At 70.6% G+C, this 12,564-nt stretch carries 11 protein-coding genes and 1 pseudogene; 2 read left to right on the top strand and 10 right to left on the bottom strand.

Features of this window, described 5'->3' with window-relative positions; all coding sequences use genetic code 11:
• The first annotated feature begins 1 nt into the window (after position 1).
• Positions 2–172 carry a DUF397 domain-containing protein gene (locus EEJ42_RS08515; RefSeq protein ID WP_123099365.1) on the top strand — a complete coding sequence of 57 codons (171 nt, stop codon included), beginning with the start codon at positions 2–4 and terminating at the stop codon, positions 170–172.
• 9 nt (positions 173–181) lie between these two features.
• Here the strand turns inward: EEJ42_RS08515 and EEJ42_RS08510 are convergent, their stop codons facing one another.
• The 6 genes from EEJ42_RS08510 to EEJ42_RS08490 all read right to left on the bottom strand — a co-directional run bounded on the left by EEJ42_RS08510 (position 182) and on the right by EEJ42_RS08490 (position 7,779).
• Positions 182–1,060, bottom strand: a complete 879-nt coding sequence (locus tag EEJ42_RS08510) for a sugar phosphate isomerase/epimerase family protein (RefSeq protein WP_123099364.1) — start codon at positions 1,058–1,060, stop codon at positions 182–184.
• 28 nt (positions 1,061–1,088) lie between these two features.
• On the bottom strand, positions 1,089–3,161 hold the full coding sequence (locus EEJ42_RS08505; RefSeq protein ID WP_246096234.1) for an ABC transporter ATP-binding protein: 2,073 nt from the start codon (positions 3,159–3,161) through the stop codon (positions 1,089–1,091).
• 20 nt (positions 3,162–3,181) lie between these two features.
• On the bottom strand, positions 3,182–4,063 hold the full coding sequence (locus EEJ42_RS52620) for an ABC transporter permease (protein ID WP_246096232.1): 882 nt from the start codon (positions 4,061–4,063) through the stop codon (positions 3,182–3,184).
• Positions 4,060–5,001 carry an ABC transporter permease gene (locus EEJ42_RS08500; RefSeq protein WP_246096230.1) on the bottom strand — a complete coding sequence of 314 codons (942 nt, stop codon included), beginning with the start codon at positions 4,999–5,001 and terminating at the stop codon, positions 4,060–4,062. The genes EEJ42_RS52620 and EEJ42_RS08500 overlap by 4 nt, the downstream gene beginning before the upstream one ends.
• Positions 5,002–5,020: 19 nt before the next feature.
• Positions 5,021–6,562, bottom strand: coding sequence for an ABC transporter substrate-binding protein (locus EEJ42_RS08495; protein ID WP_184502999.1), 1,542 nt, complete (start codon positions 6,560–6,562; stop codon positions 5,021–5,023).
• Between the two features lie 113 nt (positions 6,563–6,675).
• Positions 6,676–7,779, bottom strand: a complete 1,104-nt coding sequence (locus tag EEJ42_RS08490) for a Gfo/Idh/MocA family protein (protein ID WP_123099360.1) — start codon at positions 7,777–7,779, stop codon at positions 6,676–6,678.
• A gap of 250 nt (positions 7,780–8,029) precedes the next feature.
• Between EEJ42_RS08490 and EEJ42_RS08485 the strand changes: the two genes are divergently transcribed.
• Positions 8,030–9,253, top strand: coding sequence for an ROK family transcriptional regulator (locus EEJ42_RS08485; RefSeq protein WP_123099359.1), 1,224 nt, complete (start codon positions 8,030–8,032; stop codon positions 9,251–9,253).
• Between the two features lie 71 nt (positions 9,254–9,324).
• Here the strand turns inward: EEJ42_RS08485 and EEJ42_RS08480 are convergent, their stop codons facing one another.
• The 4 genes and pseudogenes from EEJ42_RS08480 to EEJ42_RS08465 form a co-directional block, all read right to left on the bottom strand.
• Positions 9,325–9,813 (bottom strand): hypothetical protein, encoded by a 489-nt coding sequence (locus tag EEJ42_RS08480; RefSeq protein WP_123099358.1) that lies wholly within the window; start codon positions 9,811–9,813, stop codon positions 9,325–9,327.
• Positions 9,810–11,501 carry an AMP-binding protein gene (locus tag EEJ42_RS08475; protein ID WP_123099357.1) on the bottom strand — a complete coding sequence of 564 codons (1,692 nt, stop codon included), beginning with the start codon at positions 11,499–11,501 and terminating at the stop codon, positions 9,810–9,812. The genes EEJ42_RS08480 and EEJ42_RS08475 overlap by 4 nt, the downstream gene beginning before the upstream one ends.
• The gene (locus EEJ42_RS08470; protein ID WP_123099356.1) at positions 11,498–12,121 is read right to left on the bottom strand and encodes a hypothetical protein; all 624 of its coding nucleotides are present in this window, start codon (positions 12,119–12,121) and stop codon (positions 11,498–11,500) included. The genes EEJ42_RS08475 and EEJ42_RS08470 overlap by 4 nt, the downstream gene beginning before the upstream one ends.
• Positions 12,118–12,564, bottom strand: a pseudogene (locus EEJ42_RS08465) (beta-ketoacyl-[acyl-carrier-protein] synthase family protein); the annotation flags it as partial. The pseudogene EEJ42_RS08465 and the gene EEJ42_RS08470, both read right to left, overlap by 4 nt.

The following is a 12,564-nucleotide window of genomic DNA, read 5'->3' as shown; positions in this document are numbered from 1 at the left end:
CGTGGACTGGTTCAAGTCCAGCTACAGCAGCGCCCAGAACGACGACTGCGTGGAGGTGGCCGTGACCGAGGAGGCCGTGCACGTGCGGGACTCCAAGGACACGGCCCGCCCCCACCTCGCCGTCACCCCCGACGGCTGGACCCGCTTCGTGCGGTTCGCCGCGCGCGGCTGAGGACGACGGTCAATTGCCGTACTCGGCGCGCATCCAGCGCGCCGATGCGACCGCGCTCTCGTACGGGTCGGAGATGTCCGGGCAGTCGACCTCGACCATCAGCCAGCCGTCGAACGTGCTGGGCAGGTTGCCGATGATCCCCTTGAGGTCGAGTTCGCCTCGGCCGGGCTCGACCCAGAGCCCGGCCAGGACGGTCTGCTGGTAGCCCCAATCGCCCTCTCGGCCCTGGTCCGCGACGCTGAGCCGACAGTCCTTGACGTGCACGAACGGGATCCGCTCCGCGTAGTCCTTGATGAACGCGCCGACGTCCGAGCCCGCCCACGCCAAGTGCCCCGTGTCGGGCAGGAAGCCGAGCCGGGAGTCCGGCACGGCGTCGAGGACGGCCCGGCCTTCCTCCTCGGTCTCGATCCAGGTGCCGACGTGGGGGTGGAGGTTGGGGCGGACGCCCTCGGCGGTCATGGCGTCGGCGATCTTCCCGATCAGCGCCGTCACGGCCTCGACGCGCGACGGATCCGCGTCGTACGCCTGGGCCGGGTGTGCCACGCGCGGCATGTCCTTGCCCATGGCCAGGCCCAGGCCGATTTCCGTCATCCCGAGTTCGGCGTGCTGGCGCGCGACGGCGGCGGCGTTCTCGACGACGGTGGTCTCGTTTCCGTCCCGGCCGTCCGAGCGGCAGACGAAGTAGCCGGGGGCCAGGGTGAGGCCGACCTCGTCCAGGACGGTCTGGTACTGGCTAACCGTCCAGTCGGCGGGGACCTCGGCCATGACCGCGTCGAAACCGGACTGCTTGATCAGTGACAGCAGCTGCTTGCGCTCGGGCGCCTTGGACGGGTCGAGCCAGCCGTCGTCGCTGGCCATCCACTGGATCGGGTTGAGTGCGATACGCACGTGTGTTGGTCCCTTCGATGAAGTGAGGTCAGTGCTGCGCGAGTTCGCCCGCGAAGTGGCAGGCGGCGCGCTGGCCCGAAGCGGTGACGGTGAGTTCGGGGGAGGTCTCGGTGCAGATCGTCCGCTCGGGGTGGACCAGCGGGCCGATGGGGCACCGGGTGCGGAACCGGCAGCCCGAGGGCGGGTTCGCCGGGCTGGGGAGATCGCCGCGCAGGACGATGCGTTCCCGCGAACGCGCCGAGACGCTCGGTACCGGCGACGACGAGAGCAGCGAAGCGGTGTACGGATGCTGCGGGTTGCCGTAGACCTCGGCGACGTCGCCGTGCTCCACGATCCTGCCGAGGTACATGACGGCGACCGTGTCGCTGAGGTGGCGTACGACCGACAGGTCGTGGGCGATGAACAGGTAGGCCAGGCCGAGTTCGTTCTGGAGTTTCTCCAGCAGGTTGATGATCTGTGCCTGGATGGACATGTCGAGCGCGGAGACCGGCTCGTCGAGGATCAGCGTCCGCGGCTGGCGGGCCAGGGCCCGCGCGATGCCGATCCGCTGGCGCTGCCCGCCCGAGAACGCGTGCGGGTAGCGGTCGAGGTGTTCAGGGCGCAGCCCGACCTGCGTCATCAGGTCGCGCGCCGCCGCTTCGAGGTCGCGGCCGCCGACGCCCCGGAACGCGAGCGCCTCGGCGAGGGACTGCCCGATCGTGCGCCGCGGGTTCAGCGACGCGTACGGATCCTGGAACAGGTACTGCACGGAGCTACGGACCCGTTTGAGGTCGTCCTCGCGCATCGCGCTGACGTCGGTGCCGTCGACGTGGACCGACCCGCTCGCGATCGGGTTGATGCCGACGATGCCGCGGGACAGCGTCGACTTGCCGCAGCCGCTCTCGCCCACGAGCCCGAGGGTGCGGCCCGGGTGTACGGCCAGGCTCACCGAGTCGACGGCGTACACCGGGGGTTCACGACGGAAGAGCCCGCGCCCGCGCGATCCGACGTCGACCCTGAGGTCGCGGATCTCCAGCACGGGTGCGGCCGTCGGGGGAGCGGTCCGCGATACCGGCGGAGGTGTCGCGGGAGCGTCGCCTCTCGCGGGGAGGCCGTCGCCGCGCTGGGCGACGAAGCAGGCCGCGGTCTGCCCCGCGTCCCCGATCTCCAGCAGGGTCGGCGGTTCCTGGGTGCACACGTCCTCGGCGTACCGGCAGCGGGGCGCGAACGCGCAGCCGGGCGGGGGCGCCGCGGGGTCGGGCGGGCTGCCGGGGATGGCAGGCAGCGGTTGGCCGACCCGGTCGTCGTCCAGGCGTGGCATGGCTTCGAGCAGCGCCGCCGTGTAGGGGTGGCGCGGATGCCGGAAGACCTGCTCGACGGTGCCCTTCTCGACCGTGCGCCCGCCGTACATGACCACGACGTCCGTGCACAGCTCGGCGACCACGCCCATGTCGTGGGTGATGATGGCGATGGCGATGCCGAGTTCGGTGCGCAGCCTGGCCAGCAACCGCAGGATCTGGGCCTGGATCGTGACGTCGAGGGCCGTGGTCGGCTCGTCGGCGATGAGCAGCGCGGGATCGTTGGCCAGGGCGATCGCGATGACGACGCGCTGGCGCATCCCGCCGGAGAACTGATGCGGGTAGTGGTCGATCTTCGTCGGTACGTCGGGGATGCCGACCTGTTCGAGCAGCTCGACCGCCCGTGCGCGCGCCGTCTTCTTGTCGACGCCGTGGACCGTCATGGCCTCCACGATCTGGTCGCCGACCTTGAGTACGGGGTTGAGCGCGGCCTGCGGGTCCTGGAAGACCATCGCCACCTTGGCTCCGCGCCGTCGCCGCATCTCGCGTTCGGGAAGCGCGAGCAGGTCCTCGCCGTCGAACCGCACCGACCCGGCGGTGATTTCGCCCGGCGGGCGCAGCATCCGCATGATGGAGCGCGCGGTGACCGATTTGCCGGAGCCGGATTCGCCCACGATGCCGAGGACGTCGCCGGGGTAGATGTCGAAGCTGACGTCGTTGACGGCCTTGACGCCGCCGCTCTTCAGCTTGAACTCCGTTTGCAGGCCCTCGACCCGCAGCAGCGGCGCGCCCTTGCCCGTCACCGGTGCCGGCGGTTCCGCCATCGTGGAGTCGGTTGTCGAGATCACCGACGGTTCACCGCCTCGTTGAGCGCGTCCGATATCAGGCTGAAGCCCACCGAGAGCAGCAGGAGCACCACTCCGGGGCCGATGATGTACGTGGGGGCCTGGGTGACGAACCGGAGCCCGTTGTTGAGCAGCACGCCGATCGACGGCGTCGGGGGCTGCACGCCCAGGCCGACGATGGACAGTCCCGCCTCGATGTAGATGCCGATGACCATCCAGACGGCGCCGTTGACGACGATGGCGTCCATCGCGTTGGGCAGGACGTGGCGGACGAGCAGTTTCCGGCGCGGGACGCCGAGTACGCGGGCGGCGAGGACGTACTCCCTGCCCTGCTGGGTGAGCCAGGCGCCGCGGGCCAGGCGTCCGGCGGTGGGCAGGCCGCCGATGAGGATGGTGAGGAACAGCGGGAACCACCCGGGGCCGAGGATGGCCACCAGGCAGATGCCGAGGATCAGTCCGGGGAAGCCGATGATGACGTCGAGCACCCGTTGCAACCCGGCGCCGAGCCATTCGGAGATCGCGCCGGAGAGGCCGATCAGCGTGCCGACGGCCATGCTGAGCGGCACGGCGGTGAGGATGAGGCCGAGGTCGACGCGGAGTCCGTAGACGCTGCGGATGAAGATGTCGCGGCCGAATTCGTCCACACCGAAGATGTGCTGGGCCGATGGCCCGGACAGGGCGTTCGACCCCTGCTGGTCGTAGCCGCCCGGGAAGAGGACGGGGGCGAGCAGGGCGGCGAGCACCATGATCCCGAGGATCGACAGCCCGATCACACCCCTCGGGGTGCGGAAGGCGGACAGATAGCGGGCCAGTGTCGGATTGAGCCTGCGGCGCGTGGCCGTGGCCGCCGCGCCGGGCGCCGACAGGGGTACGTCGGTCATGTCTGGGCTCCCAACCTGATCCGCGGGTCGAGCGTCGCGAGGACCATCTCGGTGACGATCTGGCAGATCACCGCCACGAAGACCACCCCGAGGATCAGCACCTGGAGGACGGTGAAGTCGCGGGTCTGCACGCTGGAGACGGCGAGCTGGCCGAGGCCGTTGCGGTTGAAGATCGACTCGATGATCACGGCACCGGCGAGCAGGGTGCCGATCTCCAGCCCGATCGCGACGACCGCCGTGCCGAAGCTGTTGCGCAGCACGTGGCGCAGCGTGATCTGCCGGGAGGAGGTCCCCTTGGCCAGGGCCAGATCGACGTAGTCCTCGTTGCGGACCTTGGTCATCTCCGTCTGGAGCAGGCGGGCCACGATGCCGGAGGGCGACAGCGCCAGCGCGAACGCGGGAAGGGTCAGATACTGGATCCCGATCGAGGGGTTCTCCAGCAGGCTCACCTCGCCGCTGACGGGCAGCCAGCGGTGGTACACACCGAAGATCAGGATCAGCGCCAGCCCGGTGAGGAACGCGGGGATGGCGACCAGGAGGCTGTTGCCCAGGTCGAGGCCCGCCCGCGTCCACCGGCGCTTGGTGGAACCGGCGAGCACCCCGAGCGCGGTGCCCATGACGAGGACGAGCAGCGTGGCGAACACGGCCAGTTCCACGGTGCTCTCCAGGCGATCGCCGATGAGGCTCGCGACGCTGCGGTGGAGGCGGTAGGACTGGCCCAGGTCGCCATGGAACAGCCCGGAGATCCAGTCCCAATACTGCACGACGGGCGACCGGTCAAGACCCAGCTCCTTCCGGATGGCGGCGACGTTGGCGGCGCTCGGATCCGTACCGGCGAGGCTGACCGCGACGTCTCCGGGGGCGAGCCGCGGCAGGGCGAAGGCGACGACCGAGCTGGCGAGGAGGACGAAGAGGACGGATGGCGCCTTGCGCGCCATGAACCGGATCATTGCCTCGCTACCCCTTCGGCTCCGACAGCCACGCCTGGCCGAGGTTCAGGAAGCCCGTCTGGGTGGGTGCGATGCCGCCGACGGACGTCGACCGGACCGTCAGGGTGGGGCGGGTGATCAGCGGAACCGTGAACGCCTGGTCGAGGAAGTAGGCGTTGTACGCGTGCAGCGCCTTCTTCTGCGCGGCGGGCGTGGTCGCATCGGTGACGTTCTTGACGAGCTTCGTGTACGCGGGGCTCTTGACGTGCAGGAGGTTGTCGTTCGGGACGAACTCGGGCCTGCTGGCGACCGCGCTCGCCGGGAGCAGGGCGTTGCTGTTCATCATCAGGACCGCGGGCGTACCCATGTCCCGCTTGGCGATCCGCCCGTCGTACTCGGTCGCGCTCAGCACCTCGGGCTTGGCGTTCAGCCCGACGGCGGCGAGGTTGTTCTTGACGATCTGGAAGATGCTGGTGGCCTCGGGGGTGTTGAGGGTGACGACCTTGAACGTGGCGCCCTTCACGCCCGCCTTGGCGAGCAGCTTCTTGGCCTTGTCGGGCTGGTAGCCGTAGTGCTTCGCCTGAGCGGCGTCGTAGCCGACGGCGTTCTTCTTCCACGGCAGGCTCGTCGCGTCCGCGTGACCGCCCTCGACCTGCTGCACGATGCGGCGGCGGTCGATCGCGTACTGGACCGCCTGGCGCACCTCCTTCTTGTCGAACGGCGCCTTCGTCACGTCCAGCGAGAGCGGGATCGCCGAACCGCCCGAGGACAGGAGGGCGTAGCCCGGCTGCTGGCTCAGGCTGCGGGCGTCGAGGGCGGCCGCACCGACGCCGTACTGGACGCGTCCGCTGCGGATCGCCGAGACGATGGCGGTCGGGTCGTTGATGACCTGGATGTTGATCTTGTCGAGGTGGGTGTTCTCGGCGTCGCGGTACTTCGCGTACTTGGTGAGCACGATGCGGCCGCCGGGCGTCCACGACTTCCAGGCGAAACGGCCGGTGCCGTCGACGACCTTGCCCGCCGCGTAGTCGTCGTAGGTCGCGGGGTTGAGGATCGGCGCCATCTCGAACAGGTCGAAGACGTTCGGCGTCGGCTTGCTGAAGGTGAGCTTCAGCTCGTGGTCGCCCTTGGCCTTCATCGACGTGATCTGCTCGGCGATCGCCTGGCCCCCCGCGCCCGTCGCCGGGTCCTGCACCTTCTTCAGGGTGAAGATGACATCGCGCGCCGTCAGCTTGCGGCCGCTGTGGAAGGTCACATCGTCCCGGAGCGTGATGTCGATGCTCTTGGCGTCCGGGGCGAGCTTCCACGACTTCGCGAGGACGCCCTTGGGCTTGCCCGTCTTGGTGTCCATGAGGGTCAGCGTCTCGAGGACCGTGTACTCGGACAGGATGTTGCCGACCGAGGTCTTGAGGAACGAGCCGGGGTCGGCGTCGCTCGTCTGCGCGACGGTGAGGGTGCCGCCGTCGCGCACGGGACCGGCGGCCGTGTCCTTACCGCCGTTGGGGTCGGAATCGGTGGCGGCGCTGCATGCGGCGGTGGAGAGCAGCGCCATGCCTGCGGCGGCTGCCATCAGTCGGGTTCGCCAGGCCGGCGTTCTCGGCGACATCGGTGCTCCTTGAGCGTGTCCGGGGGCGGGGGATTTCGGGGGACGGGGTGGTGGTGGGTTGCGAGCTGTCGCCTGGCTCACGCGGGGTATCGCGGCTGGGGACGTTCACAGGTGCTGGTCAGGTGCACGACGCGGGCCTCCTGGGAGGCTTCCTCCACCGCGCACAGCGCTTCGAGTACGTGGAAGGCGAACGAGCCGGTGGCCCGGTGCGGGTCGCCTTCGACCGCGTCCGCGAGGTCGCGGACGCCGAGGCCGCGTCGGGCCTGTTCCTTGGTGCCGACGGCGCCGAACAGGCCGACCACCGGCTCCAGTACGGACCACTCGGCGTCGCCGTGCCGCTTGAGCCGCACCTCGCCGTCGAAGTGGTTCGGGTTGCCCAGGGACAGGGTGCCCTCGGTGCCGTAGATCTCCATGAAGGGCAGGTCGGAGTCCCACACGTCGAAGCTCATCTGCGCCGTCCCGAGGACTCCCGAGGCGAACGTCAGCACCGCCGCGGTGTGCGTGGGAACCGTGACCTCGATGGAGTCGACGGCCCGGCCGGGCGCGGTCACCGCCCGGTGCGGCGCGCCGATCCGGCTCGCCGCGCTGATGGCCTGGATCGGGCCCAGGCAGTTCACGAGGATGGCGACGTAGTACGGCCCCATGTCCATCACCGGGCCGCCGCCCGGCTGGAAGAGGAAGCGCGGGTCCGGATGCCAGGTCTCCGCCTTGCTGTGGCCGATGAAGGCCGAGGCGCCGATCGGTGCGCCGATGAGTCCGTCGTCGATCGCCTTGCGCGCCGTCTGGCTCGCGCTGCCGAGGAACGTGTCCGGCGCCGAGCCGAGGAGGCGCCCGCTCCGGGCGGCCGCCTCCAGCACGGCCCGGCCCTCCTCGACCGTCGTGGCCAGGGGCTTTTCGACGTAGACGTGTTTTCCGGACTCCAGGGCGGTGATGATGGTGCGCGCGTGGTGCACCGGTGGGGTGAGGTTCACGATGATGTCCACCGACGCGTCGGCGTACAGCTCCGCGTCGTCGCCCCAGGCCGGTATGCCGTGATCGGCGGCGGCCTGCTTGGCCCGGGCCGGGTCGATGTCGCCCACCCGCACGATCTCCAGCTCCGGGTAGCGGGCCAGGCCGGTGACATACCGGCCGAAGATGTTGCCGCTGCCCAGGATGCCGATGCGATGCGATTGGCTGGCCATGCCGTGGGGTCCTCTCGGGGAGCGATACGTGGTGCGGGGCGGTCGTCGGGTCGCGTGCCTCCGCGTCGCCCGGTCACCAGATCGAGATGTGCAAACGAACCAAACGAACCGGCCATGGCCGGAACTTTTTGTGTGGGCATCACCATCGTTTAATTCGCGCTGCGGGAACAAGACGCCATTTTTAATTTTTCGCATGGACTAAAGACGGGCTGGTTGTCGGGTAGATCACGCGGTAATTAAGGTCACCGACGTGCATAAGGGCGATGGCTACCAGACCGATCCGGTCCTTCTGCCTTCCGTGCCCGTGGGGCTGCGGAAGGTGCTGGACCTCGTGGTGTCGGGCGAGGCGACCAGCCGTGCCGAGATCGCGCGGCGCAGCGGTCTGGTCCGGACGACGGTCGGGAAGCAGGTCGACCATCTCGTCGCGCGCGGCATCCTGGAGGAGCTCGAATCGAGCGAATCGGTGCGGGGCCGACCGCCGAGGGTGCTGACGCTCAGCCCGCGGGCCGGGACCGTCGCCGTGGCGGACGTCGACACCCTGGCGTCACAGGTCGCGATCGCCGACCTCACGGGGCGGGTGCTCGCGCAGGAGACCGTGGGCGTCCGTATCGAGGCCGGGCCGGAGATCGTGCTGGAGACGGTGGCCGAGCGGCTGATGGCCCTGCTGGCGCAGTGCCGGCGCGACCCCGGCCGGGTCCGCGCGGTGGTGATGGGCCTGCCCGCGCCGGTGGACTTCCAGCGCGGCTGGGCGGTGCGGCCGACCGGAATGCCCGGCTGGGGCGGCTACCCGGTGGCCGACGAACTGCGGAAGCGGTTCCGGTGCCCCGCCCTGGTGGACAACGACGCCAATCTCATGGCCCTCGGCGAGGCAGGCCACGAGCAGGACGGCACCCCACTGGTGTGCATCAAGATCTCCGCGGGGGTGGGGGCCGGGATCGTCACGGCGAGCGGCGGGGTGTACCGCGGGGCGGACGGTGCCGCGGGCGACATCGGCCACATCCGGGCCGTCGGCGGCGGCGAGGCCCTGTGCTCCTGCGGCAACGTCGGCTGCCTCAGCGCGCTGGCCTCCCGCCCGGCCGTCCTGCGCAGCCTCGGCATACCGGAGTCGACCGACGAGGATCCGCTGCACGGCGCGCGCGTGCTCGCGGAACGCGTCGCCGACAACGAACCGAACGCCGTGCGCGCCCTGCGCCAGGCGGGCACCGACGTCGGCGAGATAGCGGCCATGCTGGTCTCGATGTTCAACCCGCGCACCCTGGTCATCGGCGGACCGCTGAGCGAACTCCGCGACGACCTCCTCTCCGGGGTGCGCGCCGTGGTCTACCGGCGCGCGCTGGCCCTGGCCACCAGCAAGATGACCATCACCACGCCCCGGCTCGGCGAGAGCGCCGGGATCCACGGTGGCATCGCCCTCGCCACCCGGGAGGTCTTCAGCCCCCAGGGCATCGCCCGGATGATGGCCGGCGAACCGTAGAAGTGCTTCGGGCGGCCGAGCCCGGTGGAGGGCTCGGCCGCCCGTTGCTGACGCCCGTCAGCCGACGCGCATCAGCCCACGCGCATCAGCAACCGGCAGGCGGGGTCGCCGTTGCGCAGGCACGCGGTGGCGCAGTTGCGGGTGAGTTCGACGCCGAGCCCCTCCGACCAGCCCGCGTGGATGTCCGTACACGGGCAGTCGTAGCCGTCCAGCGAACCGGCCATGCGGACCATGGTCACGGCGAAGTTCTGCCGCATGGTCAGCTCGATGTCGCCGTCCGGGAGTACGGCGGTGCCGCCGTCGCGGAGTTCGCTCGGGAACATCCACTCCGAGCAGTCGTCGTACCGCTGCCGGAGTTCTTCGAGGTCGGCGGCGGGCTTTCCGCCGTGCCGGCGGGCGATGCGCTTGCCGACCTGGACGGCCACGAAGCGCAGCGCCTCGGCGTTGATCTCGTTGGCCACCGCGTGGCCGAAGCGCTTCGCCACGCCCTGGTACCAGCGGGCGTCGTGCAGCCACCACTGGCGGTACACGTCCATGGGCTGGGGGCGGGGAGTGGTCATCGCGCCGCCTCTCCCAGTGCGCGCCCGCCCGCCAGTCGGGCCCGGAAGCGTTCGCGCATCTCCCGTTTGAGCACCTTGCCGGTGGCGCCCTTCACCACGTCGTTCGCGTCCATCCGGAGCGCTCCGGTGAGGGGCGGGAAGCCCTCGGCGGTGAGGGCCCGGTTGACCTTGACGGTCCAGTCGTCGGCGTCCGTCGCGTCCGGGCGCACTTGGAGCAAGACGTACGCGTCGGCGGTGCCGTCGCCGTCCCAGTCGGCGCGTACGCCCTCGGGGGCGACGGCCACCACCGTGCAGTCGTCGAGTTCGGGCAGCTCGCGCAGCAGCAACTCCTCGGTACGGGTGCTGAACACCAGGCCCGCGGCCGTGCGGATGGCGTCGGGGGCGCGGTCGAGGTGGTAGAAGTTGCCGTCCTCGTCCCGGTAGGAGAGGTCGCCGGTGAGCCAGTAGCCGCCGAGCCGCAGCCGGTGGAACGTCAGCGAGTCGTTCCAGTAGCCGGGGGTGAGGGTGGGGGACCGTACGCCGAGGCGGCCCACCTCGCCGGGCGGCAGCGGGGTGCCGTCCTCGGAGAGCACCGCGGCCTCGGCGAAGCTCATCGGCTTGCCGACGCAGCGGGAGAACGACGAGCGGCCGGGCTTGTGGCCGTTGTGGAAGAGCGAGTAGCCGGTCTCGGAGGAGCCGAGTCCGTCGGTGAACACGGAGCCGGGGACGCGGCAGCGCTTGAGGTCCCGGCCGACCGTATCGTGGCTGCCCTGCGCGATGAGCGCCCTGATGTGTGCTTCGTGCGCCGCGTCGCCGGTGTTGTACCAGGCCTCGACGCTGGACAGGTCGCGTGCGGCGAGATCCTGCGCCGCCATCTCCCCGTACGTTCCGGCGAACGCGAACACCGTGGTGGGGCGGAACGACTCCATCGCGTCCAGGACGTCGACGCCGCGCTGGCTGGACAGCAGCAGGACGGGCGAGCGCAGCAGGAAGCCGAACAGCATGACCGAGATGGACGCGTTGTGCGAGCCGGGCATCGCGACCAGCAGCCTGCCCATCGCGGAGCCCACCGACAGCTTCAGCCGGTGCAGTTGCGCGTACAGCAGGGTCTCGTGGGTGTGCGGGACGGCCTTCGGCATGCCGGTGGTGCCCGAGGAGTGGGAGATGATGATCGGGTCGGTGGGGTGGTGCGCGTACGGGTACGCCGCCGGAAGCGGGCCGCGGGCCGTGTCCGCGCGGATGTCGGCCGCGGTGGCGCAGAAGCCGAGCCCCAGTTCGGCCTGGTGGGGACCCATGACCGGGTGGTGTGCCTGATCGGTGAGGGCACCCACGGCGCCCTGGCGGCGGACGTATTCTCGGGCGATCTCGGGGCGGAGGTTGCCGTTGACGAAGGAGGGGATCGCGCCGAGGGAGGTGAGCGCGAGGAAGTTGATGGCGAACTCGGTGCTGGAGTACGTCTGGATCGCCACCGGGTCGCGCGGCCGCACGCCGTGTGCGTGATACCAGGCCGCATAGGTGGCGACGACCTCGTGCAGCTCACCCAGGGTCAGCACCTCGGGGTGGCCGCCGTCCGGGGCCTGCCAGATGGTGTCGGTCCACAGCACCTGCTCGTCGAGCGGTCTGCCGTACGCCTTCAGCCGGTGGATCACGTTTCCGGCACCCAGGGCGGCGTCCTCGCTGATCTGCGCGCGTTCTTCCTTGGTGATCATGGGTTGGTTCCTTGGATTCGGGCGGCCAGCTCGGCCAGGCCGCGGAGGGTGCCGTGCTCGGTGGCGGGGGTGTCGGACGGGGCGTCGGACGGAGCGTTGACCGGGGGACGGGGGCGCGGGTCGTTGCGGTCGAGCACGAGGGCCACGGCCAGGTCGGCGGCGGGCGGGCCGATGTCGCGCAGCCGGCGGTACGCGGCGGTGGTGCGCTCGGTGCCACTCAGCTCGACGCCGACGAGGACGACGCGGTCCAACTCCTCGTCGTCCAGTAGGAGTTCGGCCGTCGCCAGCAGCTCCCCGGCCAGGTCCGCCACGGTGGACAGGCAGAGCAGCGGCCCGGTGATGGCGAAGTCCCGGCTGAGCTGGCCGAGGATCGCGTTGGCGGTGCTCTGCATGAACAGCAGCGGATTGTGCACCTGTCCGGACACGAGCCGACGGCTGCCCAGGTCGAGCGTGGCGGCATCGCCCATCGTGCTGGCCAGGACCATCGCGGTCCGGGAACCGTCGCCGGGGTGAGCGCTCAGGCAACGCTCGACGGCCTGGTGCACGAGCGGATTGAACGCCGACTCCACGAATCCGGCGACGGGCGGAGCGGCCTCCGGCCCGGCCATCGCCGCGATCATGCCCGCTCCAGGATCAGCGCGGTGTTGGCGCCTCCGAAGGCGGCGTTGATGGTGAGCGCCCGCCGGATGTCGGCCTTGTGGGGGCGGTTCGGTACGTAGTCGAGGTCGCAGGCCGGGTCCGGTTCGGTGAATCCGGCGGTGGGCGGCAGAACGCCGTCCCGCAGCGCGAGCAGGGTGATCACGAGTTCCACCACTCCGGACGCCTCCAGCAGATGTCCCGTCGTGCTCTTGGTCGAGCTGACCGGCACGTGGGGCGCGTCCGCGCCGAGGAGCGTGTGCAGTCCGCGCGTCTCGGCGGGGTCGTTGGACTTGGTCGCGGTGCCGTGCGCGTTGACGTAGTCGATGCGCGGGCCGCCCGCCCGCCGCAGCGCCCGCCGCGCGGCGGTGACCAGCCCGGTGCCGTCGGGGTGCGGCCGCGCGATGTGGTGCGCGTCGGACGCGGC

The organism is Streptomyces botrytidirepellens, from assembly GCF_003721215.1.
Classification (GTDB): Bacteria; Actinomycetota; Actinomycetes; order Streptomycetales; family Streptomycetaceae; genus Streptomyces; species Streptomyces himastatinicus.
This window is presented reverse-complemented; position numbering and strand designations above follow the sequence as displayed.